Below are 16785 nucleotides of genomic sequence, written 5' to 3' on the forward strand. Positions count from 1 at the left end.
GCAGGGATGGTGTAACGGTAACACCTCGTGACTCCAAATCCGATGTTCTAGGTTCAAATCCTAGTCCCTGTGTCAGACAATTTTAGATTTTTTAGATTAATAAATTTAATCTAAAATCTAAAATTCGGTCAATTATGCCCTCGTGGACGAATGGTTAAGTCAGTGCTCTTTCAAAGCACAGATGCGAGTTCAATTCTCGTCGAGGGAATAATTATGGGTCGGTGGCCGAGTCTGGTTGAAGGCGACAGTCTGTAAAACTGTTCTTTTTTGCACGCAGGTTCAAATCCTGCTCGACCCATTATGGAGAGGTGGCTGAGTGGCTAAAAGCGTCCTCCTGCTAAGAGGAAACGGGTAGTTAATACCCGTCGCAGGTTCAAATCCTGTTCTCTCCGTTTTGAGAGTGTGGTGTAACTGGATAACATCTCAGTTTACGAAACTGAGGACTTGAGGGTTCAAATCCCTCCGCTCTCGTTACATAATCTCTTCTTTTATCCCCCGGTAGCTCAGTTGGTAGTTAGCGCCTGTTTGAAAAACAGGAGGTCGTCGGTTCGATTCCGACCTGGGGGGCTTCGTTGCCTCATAGCTCAATGGTAGAGCAAGCGGCTGTTAACCGCGCGGTTGTAGGTTCGAGTCCTACTGAGGCAGCCATTCATTGCCGGGTGGACGAATTGGTAAGTCGCATCGCTCTGAACGATGAGGTTGCAGGTTCAAACCCTGCCCTGGCAATAAAGCCCTGTGGTGTAATTGGCAACATAGCGCCCTTTGAAGGCGAAGATTCCAGGTACCCTTCGGGAAGCAAGCTACGAGTCCTGGTGGGGCTGTCAAACTTTGCTCTTGTAGCCCAACTGGAAGAGGCTGCCGTCTCAAAAACGGTAAGTTGTGGGTTCAATTCCCACCAAGAGTACCAAAACTTGCTCCTGTAGCCCAATTGGAAGAGGTAGCAGACTTAAAATCTGTTTCGTTGTGGGTTCGACTCCCACCAGGAGTACCAATACCAATTCGTAATTAAGAAAGTCTGATTTCATCTGGGTTTCCTGGTTTGAATTTGTTGCCGGATTTTAGAGAATTGGTACAAGCTCTCGTGGCGGAATGGAAGACGCACGCTTACCGAGGATCTAGTTTTTTGCAGGTTCAAATCCTGTCGGGAGTACCAAAATATCTGGGTGTGGCGCAGATGGGAGCGCAGGAGTTTTGGGAACTCCAGGTCGCAGGTACCCTGCGGGAAGCCGCTAGGGCGTCTACAATCCCTGCCACTCAGACTTTGCCCTTGTAGCCCAACAGGAAGAGGCGCTTCGCTTAGAACGAAGAGGTTGCTGGTTCAAATCCAGTCAGGGGTATTGGTGATTATGCGGGGATGGAGCAACGGTGGCTCGTGGGCCTGCATAACCTGAACATCGGCAGGTTTAACTCCTGCCCCCGTCACCAAAATTAGTGCTGGTGTAGCTCAATTGGCAGAGCAACTGATTTGTAATCAGTAGGTTGCAGGTTCAATTCCTGTTACCAGCTTGATGCGGGTGTGATGTAACGGTAGCTTGAGACGTTTCCACCGTCTTCGTGTGAGTACCCTTCCCTTCGGGACGCTCCGCGAACGGGAAGCAAGCTACAAATCTCGCCATCCGCTCTGAACTTGCGGGTGTGATGTAATCGGTAGCATCTGAGTGCGCCATACTCAGTGCGTGGGTTCAAGTCCTTCCACTCGCTTGCGTAGTCTTGTAGCTTCAACAGTAGAGCAAGTGCTTTACAAGCAAGAGGTTGCAGGTTCAAATCCTGCCAGGACTACCAAATATTGGGAGTGTAGCTCAATGGAATAGAGCTTCGAGCTTCTACCTCGAAAGTTGTGGGTTCGAGTCCTACCACTCCCGCCTATGGGTCTGTAGCTTAATTGGTAAAGCATCTAACTGGCTGTTAGAAGGTTGTCGGTTCGATTCCGACCAGTATCCACCAAATATGGGGTCATAGCTCAAATGGATAGAGCGCCTGCCTTGCAAGCAGGAGGTTATGGGTTCAATTCCCATTGATTCCACTGATGGTGTCTGAAGCCAAAGTGGTCGAGGCGCTGGTTTGTGGAACCAGTCATAGCGGGTTCAAGTCCCGTCAGACACCCCTGAATGGAAGATGCCGCTGAATGGACGGCAACTGGTCTTGAAAACCAGGGTATGGGCAACTGTAGGGGTTCGATTCCTCCATCTTCCACTTATCCACTTGAAGCCGAAAAGCGAGGCGCTGTGCTGATAACACAGAAATAGGAGGGGCAGTACCTCCCTGGTGGATTTATATCTAGTGTTGGTGTTAACAACGTTTGCGATGTAAGTATACGATCGCACTTGCTCATTTCTTTTTCAATATTAACTAGGGTGGTTGGCATATCGGCTGTGCAGCGGGCTTTTAACTCGCAGAAATAGGTTCGACCCCTATACCACCCACTAAACAATTAAAAATTTTAAATTTAAAATTTAAAATTAAGAAATGCAATCTTAGCTAGACTTTTGGCAATTGCTAATATACAACTTGAATGCACGTTGGGTTATGAATAGCAACTAGCGATCGCTAGTTGAGCATGTTGCAATAATACATCTTTATCCAAAGTATGTATGGGATATTGCGGTGTTACTGCCAGTAGTTTCTCAATTCTTTCTCTAGCTGCCTCCACTACTGCTTCATCTAAGCTACCGTTACTGAGCGAATCAGCAAAATCTTCAGCAATCCGATAAGTTCTTTCAATAGATGATGAATTAATATTACGCGACACAAGAAACAGGTCGCAGCCTGCATTAAATGACCGCGCCACAGTACCAGCTTTCATAAACATATCTGAGATAGCTTTCATATCCAAATCATCAGATACAACCACTCCCTCAAAGCCAAGTTCCTCTCTAAGTATGGTTTTGAGGATAGTCTGGGAAAGCGTTCCTGGCACATCAGGATCTATCTTGGGAAATAAGATATGGACAGTCATCATCAAAGGAATCTGTACTTCGATTAAAGCTCTGAAGGGTATAAGTTCTCGAAGTCGCAGGTCTTCTAGAGTAAAATTCAGTATTGGTAGCTCAATGTGAGAGTCCTTGCTGGTGTCTCCATGTCCGGGAAAGTGTTTGGCGCATCCCAAAATTCCTGAATCTCGAAGTCCAAAGTAATAGTCACGCGCACCTTGAGTAGCAGTTTCGGAAGTGTTACCAAAGGCGCGAGGCCCAATCACGGGGTTGTCGGGATGGGAAAAAATATCGGCTACTGGTGCCCAAGATAAATTGATTCCCAATGATTTTAGTTCTACAGCTGTGGCTTTTGCTACTTCATAAGCGTGTGATCGCAGCAATAAGGCATGAGGAAAGCGGGTAATTGGCGGTGGTGTACGAATTACACGACCTCCTTCATGATCGAGAGTCATGAACATAGAATCACGTTCAGTATATTCTCGTATCTGTTTGTTTAAATCCTTGAAGCTTTCCAGCCAAACCTGATATGGGGTGCCATCCAAAAAGTTCTTGACGAAAAATATCACCCCAATCGGTTTCAATTCATTGAGTGCGCGTTTATCGTCATCACTTAATGTAGTTCCGGAAATACCTAAAATCAGGTGATGTCCAAAGCGCTTTAGCTCCTGCGATACACCCATAATCTTTTACCTATAAGTTGTGCGGTAAACAACTGGGTTGTTCAACCTAGAGGACATAGACTTTTATCCTACACCCTTATGGGAAGCGGAAAGTTTTCCAAGTAGTCTTTAAGCAATACTCCAGATATTTCCTCAGAGCAAATACACGAATTAGCAAATAAATCAACTACTTTAAGACCACATTTGTGATTACCCTATTTTCAGTCAAAGGAAATACTTTTGTTTGCCTAAATTTCTTCTATGTAAAGATAAATGAAATGCTCGCTCAAACCTATTGCCAACAATGGTACTAACAATTTGTTCGGGTAGGTGCGCTTAGGTAAAATTCCCTTTGGCAAAAGTTTTTTGGGGAAGCGATCGCACAAGAACTGCCAAATGTAACGGATTGCAACGTATAATGAGAACGATAAAACGGTTAAGAAATATTGAAGAGCAGTAGGGTTACATGCGAGTAGCGATCGCGGGAGCGGGACTAGCAGGACTTTCCTGCGCGAAATATCTTACAGACGCAGGTCACACACCCATTGTCTTGGAACGTCGAGACGTTCTAGGCGGTAAAGTGGCCGCGTGGAAAGATGCTGATGGAGACTGGTACGAAACAGGTTTGCACATCTTCTTTGGTGCATATCCAAATATGTTGCAGTTATTCAAAGAACTGGATATTGAAGATCGATTGCAGTGGAAAGAACACACAATGATCTTCAACCAGCCGGATGCACCAGGTACTTATAGTCGCTTTGATTTCCCAGATTTGCCGGCACCGATTAATGGTATAGTGGCAATTCTGCGAAACAACGACATGCTGACATGGCCAGAAAAAATCCGCTTTGGCATCGGGTTATTGCCGGTCATGATTCAGGGGCAAAAGTACGTTGAAGAAATGGACAAATATTCCTGGACAGATTGGCTACGTAAACACAACATTCCAGAACGGGTCAATAAAGAAGTTTTTATTGCCATGGCCAAGTCGCTGAACTTCATCGACCCAGATGAAATTTCAGCAACCATTCTTTTAACAGCCCTCAATCGTTTCCTCCAGGAAAAAAACGGCTCAAAAATGGCCTTTCTGGATGGTTCGCCAACAGAACGATTGTGTCAACCCATAGTAGATTACATCACCGAACGCGGTGGAGAAGTCCGCTTGAATGCCCCTTTAAAAGAGATTTTGCTAAACGCCGATGGTAGCGTCAAAGGATACTTGATTCGGGGGTTGAATGGGGATGAAGATGAAGTTTTCACGGCGGATTTGTATGTATCTGCTATGCCGGTTGACCCTCTAAAGGTAATCTTGCCAGCACCTTGGAAGCAAATAGAGTTTTTTCAAAAGCTAGAAGGGTTGGAAGGCGTGCCTGTGATTAACGTGCATTTGTGGTTTGATCGTAAACTTACGCAAATTGATCACTTGCTATTCTCGCGATCGCCCCTCCTAAGCGTTTATGCTGATATGAGCAATACCTGCCGTGAATACGCCAACCCCGAACGCTCGATGCTGGAATTAGTTCTAGCCCCGGCAAAAGATTGGATTGCCAAATCTGATGAGGAGATTGTGGCTGCAACTATTGCCGAGTTAGAAAAACTCTTCCCCGACCACTTTGGGGGAGACAATCCAGCAACATTGCTGAAATCTCATGTGGTGAAAACGCCCCGTTCAGTTTACAAAGCGACCCCTGGTCGTCAACAGTACCGTCCCTCGCAAACAACCCCCATTAGTAACTTCTATCTCAGCGGGGATTACACCATGCAACGCTACTTAGCAAGTATGGAAGGTGCCGTACTTTCTGGTAAGCTGACAGCGCAGGCGATTTCTGAGGCCCTCCCGGTAGCAAATTCCTCAAACCTGCAAACGCTCACCCGACCGCCCGCAACGAATGCTGCAACTGCCTGATTCCCCGCCGCGCATGAAAACGCTGGTCTCTGTAGACGAGTCATACAAACTTTGTCGGCATCTCACAGCAAAGTATGCCAAGACTTTTTACCTGGGTACTTTGCTTATGAGTCCGGTAAAACGTCAATCTATTTGGTCAATTTACGCTTGGTGTCGCCGTACAGATGAATTGGTGGATGGCCCCGCATCTGCTATTACCACGCCAGAAACCCTAGACCTATGGGAACAGCAGCTGGAATCGATTTTTGCGGGACGCCCATTAGAAAATTACGATGTAGCTTTAGTTGATACCCTCCAGCGCTTTCCGATGGACATTCAACCATTTCGGGATATGATTGCCGGTCAGCGCATGGACTTATATCGCAGTCGTTATGAAACCTTTGAGGAGTTATACCTCTACTGTTACCGTGTTGCTGGCACTGTTGGCTTAATGTCAACATCAGTTATGGGTGTGGATAACACCATATATGCAGCACCGTGGCGGCAAAACATCCAACCTTATGTTCCCACAGAAGAAGCGATCGCTCTGGGAATTGCCAATCAACTCACCAACATCCTGCGGGATGTGGGAGAAGATGCCAAACGGGGACGAATCTACATTCCCCTTGAGGACTTGGCAAAATTCAATTATACCGAGCAAGACTTCTTCAATGGTGTGGTAGACGAGCGTTGGCGGGCTTTGATGCGCTTTCAAATTGACCGCGCCCGCCAATTCTATACCATATCCGATCGGGGAATTACTTATTTAGCAGCAGATGCTCGTTGGCCCGTATGGGCAGCATCAATGTTGTACGGTCAAATTTTGGAGGTGATTGAACGCAACGATTACGATGTATTCAGTCAGCGGGCTTTCGTTCCCCAGTGGAAAAAGTTACGCACCTTGCCCATAGCTTGGATGCGATCACAAGTCCTTTAAAAAATTAGTCATTTGTCCCTAGTCCTTAATCCTCAGTGTTTTATAAATAACCAATGACAAATGACAAATGACCAATGACTATTGACTCTTACCAACAAGTCTGCTAACATCGATATTTGTGAGTCAGGAGAGGTGGCTGAGTGGTCGAAAGCGGCAGATTGCTAATCTGTTGTACGGCAGGCAACTCCGTACCGAGGGTTCGAATCCCTCCCTCTCCGTTTTTCAGCCTTTAATACACGGAGTATATTCTGTGTACAAAAAGAAATACTAATATCGGGGTAAATACTTCTACTCCCAAAGATGGATGATATGATTTATCCTTTGGAGCCTTGATAAGATCCAGCTAAGTTATAAATCTAGTTTGGATCTTCTTTTTAGGCTGCTAAATATTTTGAGGAGTGAGAGTAATTTATGAAAAAAATTAGCACCGCCTTAGCCTTCAGTATAGCTACCCTAGCAACTGGATTTCTGGTTGGGGCTTGTGGTGATAACACTACCCCCAACGGTACAGCTAACAACGGAAGTACTGCTACCCCAGCGGCAAACTCAACTACTACAAGCAGTGCTAAAGGACTAAAAATTGGTTCACTGCTACCAACAACAGGTGACTTGGCTTCTGTAGGACAGCAGATGCTAGGTTCCGTCCCTTTACTGGTCGATACAGTCAACGCTTGCGGTGGGGTGAATGGCGAACCTGTTACCTTGGTGCAAGTAGACGACCAAACCGACCCAAGAGCTGGAGCTGCCGGTATGACCAAACTAGCAACTTTAGATAAAGTAGCAGGTGTAGTTGGTTCCTTTGCCAGTAGCGTTTCTAGTGCAGCAGTCTCCATTGCCACACCAAATAAAGTCATGCTGGTTTCCCCTGGTAGTACAAGTCCTGTATTTACCGAAAAGGCTCAAAAAGGCGACTATAAAGGCTTTTGGGCACGTACAGCTCCCCCCGATACATACCAAGCACTAGCTTTAGCCCAACTTGCCAGAAAAAAAGGTTTCAAGCGAGTTTCTACAGTTGTGATTAATAATGACTATGGCGTAGGGTTTGAAAAAGCATTCGTGCAAACTTTTGAAAAATTGGGTGGAACCATAGTTAATAAAGATAAGCCTGTCCGTTACGACCCGAAAGCCCAAACATTTGATACAGAAGCGGCTGCTGCTTTTGCTGGTAAGCCAGATGCAGTCCTGGCTGTACTCTATGCGGAAACTGGTAGTCTGTTCTTGAAAGCCGCCTATCAGCAAGGTGTGGCGAAGGGAGTACAGATTCTGCTGACAGATGGGGTAAAATCACCGACTTTTCCCGAACAAGTTGGCAAAGGCGGTGATGGTAAATATATTTTAACAGGAGCGATCGGTACAGTACCGGGTTCCGATGGTAAAGCATTAGAAGCTTTCAACAAGCTGTGGAAGGATAAAAAGGGTGGGGCGCCAGGGGAATACGCTCCTCAAACTTGGGATGCAGCTGCTTTATTGACATTGGCGGCGCAAGCTGCTAAAGAAAATACAGGCGTTGGTATAGCCAGCAAAATTCGGGAAGTTGCTGATGGGCCTGGCACAGAAGTTACTGATGTCTGCGAGGGACTGAAGTTACTTAAAGATGGTAAAAAGATTAACTACCAAGGGGCTAGCGGCAACGTAGATGTCGATGCTAATGGCGATGTCGTTGGTGTATACGATGTTTGGACAGTAGGAGATGATGGCACAATCAAAGTGATTGACAAAGTTACTCCTAAATAAAAACTAAGGAGTTATGAGTTATGAATTTAATCTTAATAACTCCTAACTCCTAATTCTTAAAGCCCACTGAAGTTGTAACCAACTCCTAACAATAAGCCCACATCAGTTTGATCGAAAAATCCGGCATTTATAGCAGCCGTTGCTGTAAATTGAGAAGTTAAAGGCACATCAATGCCAGCAGATGCCAAAAAGGCAAATTGCGAATCATCACCAGTTTTATAAGCTGCACCCAATCCGATGTAAGGTGCGATCGCTAATGGTTCGCTAAAAGCATCTGCTGATTTGAAGGTAAAATCATAGGTGATTGGAAGTAAAATTGTGGTGTTATCCCCAAGTACTGCTGAGGGTCGCACTGATATAGAATTTGTCAGTCCGATTTTGCTAACTACCGCAAAGTTACCGTCGCCCAAAGACGTGTTACCACCACTCAAACCAATATTAGCAGCGATCCCAAGATAGCTACTACCACCACTTGTAGTTCTACCTAAATCAATATCCGATTGCGCCACTTTGGTAGCAGATGGTTGAGCAGTGGCTTTAGAAGTCGGTTGTACAAATTCAGAGGTAAGCGTCGCAGATGAAGTTGCCACTGTGCCTGGAACGGGTGTCGGTGTTACACTGGCGTTTTCTTGTATCACAGTGTTGGGCAACTGCTCTACCTTAGTTAAATTTGTGACTGTAAAAGTCTTAGTTATTTCTGTAGAAAGATTTTGGCTTTCAGTGTCTATTTCTGGATTAAACTCGTTGGGAGACGCTACGGTTGCGGAAGGTTCAGTTAATGGCTGACTACTCACCTTGTCTACTGTCTGGGCGCTTGCAGATAAACCGCTACTCAGGAATGCAAGAGCAGCTAAACTTGGCAACCAAAAAACACCTTTACGAAGAAAAATAGTATTCACATTCACTCCTAAAACAATGTTGCCACGAGAAATAAAGGTTTTTGTTGATTTAGTCAACAAGTTCGGGCAATACTCAAAATTTAACATCAAAAAATCGGTTTGACATCAAGCACTTTACTTGATTTCTCTAGTTAATATTTACTAGCAAAAAACTAAATACTATGGCAATCTTGAATTATTCGTGAGAAACAAGACCCCCTGACAACTTTTACGAATTTGGGAATCTGTGGGTTGCAATTTTCACGAATTAAATAGAATTGCTATATATTTATTTTGAATATCCTGAATTTGACAGATGACAAATAGTCTCTTTGCCTAAAATTAAGATAGTGTATTTTAAGGAGGCGATCGCAATTGCGACCTCTCTGATGAAGGGAAGAAGTTTTTTAGCATAGCTGCCTTACCACCAAAGGCAGTTAGATTGTGAAGTGATATTACAAAGCTTGCAAAAATATTTAGAAATTGCCTACAAGACAAACATAGTTCTAACGTAGAACCTATTAGGAGAGACTTGAGGCAAATGTGATGAGCGAAAATAATATTCAAAAGTATCGGTTTGTCTGTACCCTGACTTTCGGTGATATCTACGGTCAAATAATTGTTTGGTTGATTACAATTACCCTAAGTTTGGCATCAGCTTTGGCGCTAATGGGTGCCAAACGGCCCGTGTACGCTTTAGCAACAGCGGGTCTGGTCGTTTTGCTATCGCTACCTTTCTTGTTGTTTGCGTTTGTCACTACCTTGTTAAATCATGTTGAAGTTAGTCCTGTAGGACCAGAAACCAAAATGGAACCCATACCAGGTAATGTGTCTCAGCAACAACCTGTACAAGCAACTAGCTAAAGAGTTAGGAGTTATGAGTTATGAGTTATGAGTCACTCTATCTGTGCCATAACTCTTCGTTTTAACTTTTCACTCCTAATTTCAAAATTTGTCATAACGTCCCTGTCTAAAAACAGGGAATTTTTTTGTAGAGATGCGACTGTTATAACTCACTAGCTGATTAATCACGTCTCTACAATAGAACAGCAGTGGTTTGCAATCAGGGGGCTAATTATGCTGGAACACGATGTGATTATTGTCGGGGGTGGATTGGCGGGATGTCGCGCTGCTGTAGAAATCGCCCGCACTGACCCTAGTTTAAATATTGCTGTGGTTGCCAAAACCCACCCAATTCGTTCTCACTCGGTTGCGGCTCAAGGTGGTATGGCTGCATCGCTGAAAAATGTTGATTCCGAAGATAGTTGGGAAGCACATGCTTTTGATACTGTCAAGGGTTCTGATTACTTGGCAGACCAAGATGCTGTAGCAATTCTCGCCCAAGAAGCGCCAGATGTGGTGATTGACTTGGAACATCTCGGCGTTTTGTTCTCTCGCTTACCCGATGGACGCATTGCCCAAAGGGCTTTTGGCGGACATTCCCACAACCGCACTTGTTACGCTGCTGATAAGACCGGTCACGCGATTTTGCACGAATTGGTTAACAATTTGCGGCGTTATGGGGTGCAAGTTTACGAAGAGTGGTACGTGATGCGTCTTATTTTAGAAGAAAATGAGGCGAAGGGTGTGGTAATGTTCCATCTTTTGGATGGACGTATTGAGGTGGTACGCGCTAAGGCGGTGATGTTTGCCACCGGGGGTTATGGTCGCGTTTATAACACCACCTCTAATGATTACGCTTCTTCAGGTGATGGTTTGGCAATGACTGCGATCGCAGGTTTGCCCCTGGAAGATATGGAATTTGTCCAATTTCATCCCACTGGTTTATATCCGGTAGGGGTGCTGATTTCGGAAGCAGTGCGGGGTGAAGGGGCGTATCTGATTAATAGTGAAGGCGATCGCTTTATGGCTAACTATGCACCCAGTCGTATGGAACTGGCTCCTCGTGATATTACCTCACGAGCGATCGCTTACGAAATTCGCGCCGGACGTGGTATTCATCTTGATGGCAGTGCTGGCGGCCCCTTTGTCTATCTGGATCTACGCCATCTGGGCAAAGAAAAAATTATGAGTCGCGTTCCCTTCTGCTGGGAAGAAGCCCATCGCCTAGTAGGTGTTGACGCGGTAACTCAACCGATGCCAGTCCGCCCGACAAATCACTATTGTATGGGTGGTATCCCAGTTAACATCGATGGTCAAGTCCGTAGTAGTGGCGATGGTTTAGTTGATGGTTTCTTTGCTGCGGGTGAAACATCTTGTGTTTCCGTACATGGTGCAAATCGCTTGGGGAGTAATTCACTGCTGGAATGCGTGGTTTATGGTAAGAGAACTGGGGCTGCGATCGCCAAATTTGTGCAAAAACGTAAGTTACCCTCTGCAGATGAGCAACGGTATCTAACAGAAGCCCAGCAACAAATTCAAGCTTTGTTAGAACAACCAGGACAGTACCGTATTAACAAAGTCCGTGAAGCTTTTCAGGATTGTATGACTGAGTACTGTGGTGTTTTCCGCACTGAGGCATTAATGACTGAAGGTTTGCAAAAACTAGAAGAAATACAACAAAAATACCCTCAAATTTATTTAGATGACAAAGGTAGTTGCTGGAATACAGAACTTGTGGAAGCCTTAGAATTGCGAAGTTTGATGGTAGTAGGGCAGACCATTTTGGCATCAGCCCTAAATCGCCAAGAAAGTCGTGGCGCTCATTTTCGCGAAGATTATTCCCAGCGAGATGATGCTAACTTTCTCAAACACACAATGGCTTACTATTCACCAGCCGGAATTGAGATTCAATATCGACCGGTGGCGATTACTATGTTTGAACCAAAAGAACGGAAGTATTAAACTTTAGCTAAGGGTGAAATAAAGAATTTCATCCTTTATAACTTTATTATTTTCAGTCAATTTGACAGAGTGTTTGACAATCGTACAAAGAACATGTACTTTGGAGCATTCCACAAAAGTTGACTTTTGATAACAGGTTATGCAATATGGGAAACGATCTAAAGCTTTCTAATAATCGCAAAAATGCAATTGCTACTTCTATACATCAAACAGTTCAAGCATTTTCCGATAGACTTCCTTGTAAAGTTAATGGTCTGTGCCTATACTATGCAGGTCTTGGTATGGACGTTTGTACATTTGTATATCAGAAGGTAAGTAAAGATGAAACTCTTTATTACTCGCTTCAAGGAGGCAGTATTTCTGTAAGAGTAGCATCTGATCCTGAAGACGCAAACAGAGGGGTAAATTTTGGGGCAATCAATCCATCTTTTAATACTGGAAGTTACCATTGTTGGATTGTTGGTTTGTGTAGAGAAAACCAAGTAGTCACCCCTTTTGAGTTTATCGATTTCACTAGTAAGCATTACAAATCAAATTCTCTAGAGCAAGGACATAACTGGGAAAGGACTGATATTGGTGATTATCTATGGCTAGACCAAGATGATATGGAGAAGTATGGAGTCTCAGTTAATTGTAATGAAAATATAACTCAACAAGCTATAAAAGCGTGGTCAAATATTAGCTTTAATCATGCAATGCTTTGTCAGGCAATAAAAAACTATAAATCAATAATTGGAAGTTGCGTCTAACCTAACTTTGAGTCTATAATTTTCTAATTATTATATGTGGGTGGCTGGTGTCTATGCCTTCCAAAGGTCGTGGGTATTACGGTTTTTCTAGAGGTACTTAAGGATGTTTCAACAGTGCAGGATTGGGCCTTGTTCTTCATGAACATTAAGGAGGATCTTATGATTGCACCTGTTGTCTATGTGATAGTCGGTTCATGCGGAGTAGCGTTACTGCGGAGATCGAACGGCGATTTACTCTAAAGTGTACTGTGAGCATCGTGATGTCTGAAAGAGGTTCTTTACCTTCTTACCCTGAGTGGCGCTATGGGGGTTCAATTCCCCCACTCCGCATTCTTGTAGTCTACAGAGTCGGTAGATTAACTCAAGCAACAGCGAAATCTAACCTTATCAGCCTTGGTATTTGTGTCGCACTGCACCCTTTCTGATAAGCTACGGTTGGTGTGTTTCCAGGAATTTTTTACTTGCCAGCACAGAAACAATCGGATACAGCGATATTCCTTTGCCAGTTACTTTCTAATCTGTACCAGTCCATCCAAGTTTTCCGCTACGACCAAAAGTTGAAAACGCTTTATATTCAAGCTGGTTTAAACGATGAGATTGCAGTCATAATTGATCAAGATGGGAATTGGAAATTTGTTCTATGATGCAGAACCTCAACCAAATGACCAATACTGAATTAAAACAGTATATTTCAAAACATAGAAATGAGGAAGAAGCGTTTCGGGCTGCATTGCAAGTTTTGATGAGTCGTTGTGACTCTGCTACACAACACCCTTATCCTTTCGATCTTGACAATCCTGAGAAAGAGGTAGAAGCCCTTTTAAAAGAGAAAATCAATCGAGCTAAGTGATTTCTATGGCTTATAGTTTAAATTGAGGCTTAGTACAGCTTTGCGTAAGTTTGTAGCGAATTAGACAAAGAAAAATTATTGAAGTTAGGGTGAGCAACAGAAACTATCCTTAAGCATTCAAGATATAAATTGTATCAGCAAAAAAGCTACAGAGTTCTACGATCGCACCTACAGAATGTCGGATTTAGCAGTAAGTGCGAAGAGATTTTCTGTATGCCGTAAAATTCTTACTATAAAAACAAAATTTTTATTTAAAATATGAGCGATTCACAAACTTGGTATCTTGTCAAGCGTTCTGCTGGAAACTGTGAAATTATCCCCAGCGACCAAGTTGGCGACGATAATTTAGAAATTATAGAACAGTGGGGACCTTTTAATTCGCAAGAAGAAGCGATCGCTCGGCGTGTTGGACTGATTAGGGCTGGAAAGTGCCAACCAGTTTAAGTTAGGAGTTAGAAGTTGACAGTGACGGTCTTTATTCCTAACTCCTCACGATTCACTCTTAACTTTATTCCTAACTCTTCATTTTTCTGCTGTAGGTGTACCCTTAACAGCAATTTTTTTACCTATCACTTCCACCGCTTTAGCAAATTGAGGGTCTGCTAGGGTAGCGAGTTTGTCACGTTCATGGAGCCACAATTCCTCCATCTGCTTTTTGGTCAAATCCACCTTCACATCTGGCGAAATGCCTTTGTGATTGATATCTGTACCATTGGGCGTGTAGTAATGAGCAATTGTCACCGCTAATCCGGAACCATCTTCCAGGGGACGCACCGATTGCACTAGTCCCTTACCAAAGGTTTGAGTACCGACCAAAGTAGCACGCTTATTATCCTGCAAAGCCCCTGAGAGGATTTCACTAGCACTAGCTGAACCTTTATCTACCAATACCACCAATGGTTTAGTTGTTAAAGCTTTTCCGTTTGCCTCTTCTTTTTCTGCCTCTCCTTGGCGTTCAACGGTGGAGACAATCTTACCTTTATCTATCCACATCCGGGCAATATCCACACTGGAGAAAAGTAAGCCGCCTGGATTACCACGCAGATCGAGAATATATCCAGCTACCTTTTTGCTTTCTAAATCTTTGATGGCAATTTGCATTTCTTTACCAGCATTGGCGCTGAACTGGTTCAAGCGGATGTAACCAAGATTTCCTGCTGGGGTTTTCTTTTCAGAAAACTTAACTGGATGGATTTCAATTCGCGCCCGTGTAATGTCAAACTGTTTTGTCTTACCGTCGCGCCCAATTGTCAAGCTGACTTGCGATCCTGCTTCACCCCTAATCAAGGATACTGCCTGATTAGTATCCATACCCTTAGTATCTTTGCCGTCAATTTTGAGGATGATATCTTTTGCCAAAACACCAGCTTTAAAGGCTGGTGTATCTTCGATTGGCGCAATTACAACCAATTGCTTGGTTTTTTCATCCTGACTAATCGTGATCCCAATCCCGATTAATTCTCCAGAGGTATCGACCTGCATATTCTTGAATTCCGATGGGTCCATAAACCGGGTGTAGGGGTCTTCTAGCTTTTTCAGCATTTCCCGAATGGACTTATACGCATCCTGCGGATTACTGTAGGACTTGCTCAAGTATTCCTTACGAACAGCCTGCCAATCTACCTGATTAAAAGTACCGTCTACATATTGGCGCTGAACAATTTGCCAAACTTCATCTACTAATTCTTTAGGACTTGCTTTAAATAAAGCCTGACCTCGCGAGTGAATGCCAAGGCTAGTAACAGCGATCGTGGAGAGTGTAACTGCCGTAGCACCCAAAACAAGCCTACTTTTTGTAATCACCATAATGACAGCTGCGTCAGAGGGAAAATTTATAGTCAGTATGCTCAATCTAACACAGGCTACCACTGTACAGACCGAGTATGTATTCTTAATTTAAACAAAATACTTGACAATCAGGCGACCTTGGTGGTTAAAACATACAAAGTTTTTGGGAATGGGGCATTGGGCATTGGGCATTGGGCATGGGGCATTGAGCATTGGTTATTCTCCTTGTCTCCATCATCTTCCCTTGCTTCCTCTGCCCTTCTGCTCCTCTGCTCCTCTGCTCCCTTTATGGATCTACCCAGCGTTCATCTGCCTTAATGAGGGTAATTAATTCCTCTACACCTTTATCTTCAGGGACTTTTTTAATTTCTTCTCGACCACGATACAAAGAAATATAACCAGGTGTTTTGCCAACGTAGCCATAGTCAGCATCTGCCATTTCTCCGGGACCATTGACAATACAACCCATAACCGCAATGTCTAGTCCAGTTAAGTGTTTAGTGGCTTCCCGAACTTTGTGCAGCACTTCCTCTAGGTTAAATAAAGTGCGTCCACAGGAAGGACAAGCGACGTATTCCACCATCGTTTTTCGCAATCCCAAAGCTTGGAGAATGCTGTAGCAGACGGGAATTTCTTTTTCTGGTGCTTCTGTAAGGGAGACACGAATTGTATCGCCAATGCCATCAGCAAGTAAGGTAGCAATACCAGCCGTAGATTTAATTCGCCCGTATTCGCCATCACCGGCTTCCGTAACCCCTAAATGTAACGGGTAGTCCATACCCAGTTCATCCATGCGCTTGGCGATGAGGCGATAGGCGGCTACCATCACCGGGACTCGTGAGGCTTTCATGGAAATTACCAAGTTGCGGAAATCCAAAGATTCACAAATGCGGATGAATTCTATAGCAGATTCCACCATTCCTTCGGGGGTGTCACCGTAAGTAAATAGCATTCTCTCTGCGAGGGAACCGTGATTTACCCCAATTCGCATCGATTTACCTTGATCACGCAAAGAAACTACTAGAGGTTCTAAGGTTTCGCGGATTTTATCACCAATTTCGTCAAATTCGGTTTTAGTATATTCAGTTCGATTGATGTTTGGCTTTTCAAACACATACAAGCCCGGATTAATCCGTACTTTCTCTATATGCTTGGCTACTTCCACGGCGATCTTCAGCCCGTTGTGATGGACATCAGCCACAACTGGCACGTCTTGGTAAGTTTTTATTAATTTTTGTTTAATTTCCCCTAAAGCTTTAGCATGAGCCATACTCGGCACTGTGACGCGGACAATTTCGCAGCCAATTTCGTGCAGACGACGAATAGCAGCTACGGAACCATCAATATCAAGAGTGTCTTCGTTAATCATTGACTGCACCACAACGGGGTAGCCCCCGCCAACGGTGACATTACCAACCTTTACAGGGCGGGTTTTACGCCGCTTGATAGTTGTATCAGAGGTGGCTTGAGGTAATGTGATGCTTGAAGTGTCTACTGTGGGCAGAGTTTGCATAACCTGATTAGGTAAATTTTCTGTAGCTCAAATATCAGATTTAATAAATCTCTG

The 16785-nt window shown here is 44.1% G+C and carries 14 protein-coding genes and 23 tRNA genes; 32 read left to right on the top strand and 5 right to left on the bottom strand.

The window, feature by feature from the left end; translation table 11 throughout:
• From V7L12_RS11855 to V7L12_RS11925, 15 genes are all read left to right on the top strand, one after another.
• Positions 1 to 72, top strand: a tRNA-Trp gene (locus tag V7L12_RS11855).
• A gap of 65 nt (positions 73 to 137) precedes the next feature.
• Positions 138 to 208: transfer RNA gene (locus V7L12_RS11860), tRNA-Glu, on the top strand.
• Positions 209 to 215: 7 nt separating this feature from the next.
• A tRNA-Tyr gene (locus tag V7L12_RS11865) sits at positions 216 to 298 on the top strand.
• Between the two features lie 4 nt (positions 299 to 302).
• Positions 303 to 392: transfer RNA gene (locus tag V7L12_RS11870), tRNA-Ser, on the top strand.
• Between the two features lie 4 nt (positions 393 to 396).
• A tRNA-Arg gene (locus tag V7L12_RS11875) sits at positions 397 to 471 on the top strand.
• A gap of 21 nt (positions 472 to 492) precedes the next feature.
• Positions 493 to 567, top strand: a tRNA-Phe gene (locus tag V7L12_RS11880).
• A gap of 6 nt (positions 568 to 573) precedes the next feature.
• A tRNA-Asn gene (locus V7L12_RS11885) sits at positions 574 to 648 on the top strand.
• Positions 649 to 653: 5 nt separating this feature from the next.
• Positions 654 to 726 (top strand) — tRNA-Gln (locus V7L12_RS11890).
• Positions 727 to 729: 3 nt separating this feature from the next.
• A tRNA-Gln gene (locus V7L12_RS11895) sits at positions 730 to 821 on the top strand.
• A 9-nt stretch (positions 822 to 830) separates the two neighbouring features.
• Positions 831 to 907, top strand: a tRNA-Leu gene (locus V7L12_RS11900).
• A 6-nt stretch (positions 908 to 913) separates the two neighbouring features.
• Positions 914 to 991: transfer RNA gene (locus V7L12_RS11905), tRNA-Leu, on the top strand.
• Between the two features lie 84 nt (positions 992 to 1075).
• A tRNA-OTHER gene (locus V7L12_RS11910) sits at positions 1076 to 1153 on the top strand.
• A 6-nt stretch (positions 1154 to 1159) separates the two neighbouring features.
• Positions 1160 to 1259: transfer RNA gene (locus V7L12_RS11915), tRNA-Pro, on the top strand.
• 4 nt (positions 1260 to 1263) lie between these two features.
• Positions 1264 to 1337 (top strand) — tRNA-Leu (locus V7L12_RS11920).
• A 96-nt stretch (positions 1338 to 1433) separates the two neighbouring features.
• Positions 1434 to 1506 (top strand) — tRNA-Thr (locus V7L12_RS11925).
• Here the strand turns inward: V7L12_RS11925 and V7L12_RS11930 are convergent.
• Positions 1488 to 1667 carry a hypothetical protein gene (locus V7L12_RS11930; protein ID WP_334815838.1) on the bottom strand — a complete coding sequence of 60 codons (180 nt, stop codon included), beginning with the start codon at positions 1665 to 1667 and terminating at the stop codon, positions 1488 to 1490. The two genes, V7L12_RS11925 and V7L12_RS11930, sit on opposite strands and share 19 nt — an antisense overlap.
• A 39-nt stretch (positions 1668 to 1706) precedes the next feature.
• Here V7L12_RS11930 and V7L12_RS11935 point away from each other — a divergent pair.
• The 7 genes from V7L12_RS11935 (at position 1707) to V7L12_RS11965 (ending at position 2423) form a co-directional block, all read left to right on the top strand.
• Positions 1707 to 1782 (top strand) — tRNA-Val (locus V7L12_RS11935).
• Positions 1783 to 1788: 6 nt separating this feature from the next.
• Positions 1789 to 1862 (top strand) — tRNA-Arg (locus V7L12_RS11940).
• Positions 1863 to 1867: 5 nt separating this feature from the next.
• Positions 1868 to 1944, top strand: a tRNA-Ala gene (locus tag V7L12_RS11945).
• 5 nt (positions 1945 to 1949) lie between these two features.
• A tRNA-Ala gene (locus V7L12_RS11950) sits at positions 1950 to 2023 on the top strand.
• Positions 2024 to 2029: 6 nt separating this feature from the next.
• A tRNA-His gene (locus V7L12_RS11955) sits at positions 2030 to 2103 on the top strand.
• Positions 2104 to 2110: 7 nt separating this feature from the next.
• Positions 2111 to 2193, top strand: a tRNA-OTHER gene (locus tag V7L12_RS11960).
• A gap of 159 nt (positions 2194 to 2352) precedes the next feature.
• Positions 2353 to 2423: transfer RNA gene (locus tag V7L12_RS11965), tRNA-Lys, on the top strand.
• A 101-nt stretch (positions 2424 to 2524) separates the two neighbouring features.
• Here the strand turns inward: V7L12_RS11965 and V7L12_RS11970 are convergent.
• Positions 2525 to 3613 (bottom strand): glycoside hydrolase family 3 protein, encoded by a 1089-nt coding sequence (locus V7L12_RS11970; RefSeq protein ID WP_335084467.1) that lies wholly within the window; start codon positions 3611 to 3613, stop codon positions 2525 to 2527.
• Between the two features lie 445 nt (positions 3614 to 4058).
• On the opposite strand from V7L12_RS11970, the gene pds reads away from it, so the two are divergent.
• The 4 genes from pds to V7L12_RS11990 all read left to right on the top strand — a co-directional run bounded on the left by pds (position 4059) and on the right by V7L12_RS11990 (position 8148).
• On the top strand, positions 4059 to 5498 hold the full coding sequence (gene pds / locus V7L12_RS11975; protein WP_334815842.1) for a 15-cis-phytoene desaturase: 1440 nt from the start codon (positions 4059 to 4061) through the stop codon (positions 5496 to 5498).
• Positions 5482 to 6414 (top strand): 15-cis-phytoene synthase CrtB, encoded by a 933-nt coding sequence (gene crtB / locus V7L12_RS11980; RefSeq protein ID WP_334815844.1) that lies wholly within the window; start codon positions 5482 to 5484, stop codon positions 6412 to 6414. The genes pds and crtB overlap by 17 nt, the downstream gene beginning before the upstream one ends.
• Before the next feature lie 126 nt (positions 6415 to 6540).
• Positions 6541 to 6632 (top strand) — tRNA-Ser (locus tag V7L12_RS11985).
• A gap of 193 nt (positions 6633 to 6825) precedes the next feature.
• Positions 6826 to 8148, top strand: a complete 1323-nt coding sequence (locus tag V7L12_RS11990; RefSeq protein ID WP_335084468.1) for an ABC transporter substrate-binding protein — start codon at positions 6826 to 6828, stop codon at positions 8146 to 8148.
• Positions 8149 to 8204: 56 nt separating this feature from the next.
• Here V7L12_RS11990 and V7L12_RS11995 read toward each other — a convergent pair whose 3' ends face one another.
• Positions 8205 to 9047 (bottom strand): hypothetical protein, encoded by an 843-nt coding sequence (locus V7L12_RS11995; protein ID WP_335084525.1) that lies wholly within the window; start codon positions 9045 to 9047, stop codon positions 8205 to 8207.
• 525 nt (positions 9048 to 9572) lie between these two features.
• Here V7L12_RS11995 and V7L12_RS12000 point away from each other — a divergent pair.
• The 6 genes from V7L12_RS12000 to V7L12_RS12020 all read left to right on the top strand — a co-directional run bounded on the left by V7L12_RS12000 (position 9573) and on the right by V7L12_RS12020 (position 13874).
• Positions 9573 to 9890, top strand: coding sequence for a hypothetical protein (locus tag V7L12_RS12000; RefSeq protein ID WP_104908405.1), 318 nt, complete (start codon positions 9573 to 9575; stop codon positions 9888 to 9890).
• A 213-nt stretch (positions 9891 to 10103) separates the two neighbouring features.
• The gene (locus tag V7L12_RS12005; protein WP_335084469.1) at positions 10104 to 11831 is read left to right on the top strand and encodes a succinate dehydrogenase/fumarate reductase flavoprotein subunit; all 1728 of its coding nucleotides are present in this window, start codon (positions 10104 to 10106) and stop codon (positions 11829 to 11831) included.
• Between the two features lie 146 nt (positions 11832 to 11977).
• On the top strand, positions 11978 to 12580 hold the full coding sequence (locus tag V7L12_RS12010) for a hypothetical protein (RefSeq protein WP_335084470.1): 603 nt from the start codon (positions 11978 to 11980) through the stop codon (positions 12578 to 12580).
• 440 nt (positions 12581 to 13020) lie between these two features.
• Positions 13021 to 13224 carry a DUF6888 family protein gene (locus V7L12_RS33180; RefSeq protein ID WP_442947884.1) on the top strand — a complete coding sequence of 68 codons (204 nt, stop codon included), beginning with the start codon at positions 13021 to 13023 and terminating at the stop codon, positions 13222 to 13224.
• Entirely contained in the window at positions 13224 to 13430 is a 207-nt protein-coding gene (locus V7L12_RS12015; protein WP_442947885.1) for a DUF6887 family protein, read from the top strand. The genes V7L12_RS33180 and V7L12_RS12015 overlap by 1 nt, the downstream gene beginning before the upstream one ends.
• Positions 13431 to 13688: 258 nt before the next feature.
• Positions 13689 to 13874 carry a DDE transposase family protein gene (locus tag V7L12_RS12020; protein ID WP_335084472.1) on the top strand — a complete coding sequence of 62 codons (186 nt, stop codon included), beginning with the start codon at positions 13689 to 13691 and terminating at the stop codon, positions 13872 to 13874.
• A gap of 78 nt (positions 13875 to 13952) precedes the next feature.
• Here V7L12_RS12020 and ctpC read toward each other — a convergent pair whose 3' ends face one another.
• Positions 13953 to 15236, bottom strand: coding sequence for a carboxyl-terminal processing protease CtpC (gene ctpC / locus V7L12_RS12025; protein ID WP_335084473.1), 1284 nt, complete (start codon positions 15234 to 15236; stop codon positions 13953 to 13955).
• A 268-nt stretch (positions 15237 to 15504) separates the two neighbouring features.
• Positions 15505 to 16731, bottom strand: a complete 1227-nt coding sequence (ispG, locus tag V7L12_RS12030; RefSeq protein WP_335084474.1) for a (E)-4-hydroxy-3-methylbut-2-enyl-diphosphate synthase — start codon at positions 16729 to 16731, stop codon at positions 15505 to 15507.
• Positions 16732 to 16785: the final 54 nt, after the last annotated feature.

The organism is Nostoc sp. (assembly GCF_036918245.1).
Lineage (GTDB): Bacteria > Cyanobacteriota > Cyanobacteriia > Cyanobacteriales > Nostocaceae > Nostoc.

Coding starts and splice junctions, on each gene's coding strand:
- V7L12_RS12010 (WP_335084470.1), top strand. CDS start 11,978: ATGGGAAACGATCTAAAGCTTTCTAATAATCGCAAAAATGCAATTGCT.
- V7L12_RS12015 (WP_442947885.1), top strand. CDS start 13,224: ATGCAGAACCTCAACCAAATGACCAATACTGAATTAAAACAGTATATT.
- V7L12_RS12000 (WP_104908405.1), top strand. CDS start 9,573: ATGAGCGAAAATAATATTCAAAAGTATCGGTTTGTCTGTACCCTGACT.
- V7L12_RS11970 (WP_335084467.1), bottom strand. CDS start 3,613: ATGGGTGTATCGCAGGAGCTAAAGCGCTTTGGACATCACCTGATTTTA.
- crtB (WP_334815844.1), top strand. CDS start 5,482: ATGCTGCAACTGCCTGATTCCCCGCCGCGCATGAAAACGCTGGTCTCT.
- pds (WP_334815842.1), top strand. CDS start 4,059: ATGCGAGTAGCGATCGCGGGAGCGGGACTAGCAGGACTTTCCTGCGCG.
- V7L12_RS11930 (WP_334815838.1), bottom strand. CDS start 1,667: ATGGCGCACTCAGATGCTACCGATTACATCACACCCGCAAGTTCAGAG.
- ctpC (WP_335084473.1), bottom strand. CDS start 15,236: ATGGTGATTACAAAAAGTAGGCTTGTTTTGGGTGCTACGGCAGTTACA.
- V7L12_RS12020 (WP_335084472.1), top strand. CDS start 13,689: ATGAGCGATTCACAAACTTGGTATCTTGTCAAGCGTTCTGCTGGAAAC.
- V7L12_RS11990 (WP_335084468.1), top strand. CDS start 6,826: ATGAAAAAAATTAGCACCGCCTTAGCCTTCAGTATAGCTACCCTAGCA.
- ispG (WP_335084474.1), bottom strand. CDS start 16,731: ATGCAAACTCTGCCCACAGTAGACACTTCAAGCATCACATTACCTCAA.
- V7L12_RS12005 (WP_335084469.1), top strand. CDS start 10,104: ATGCTGGAACACGATGTGATTATTGTCGGGGGTGGATTGGCGGGATGT.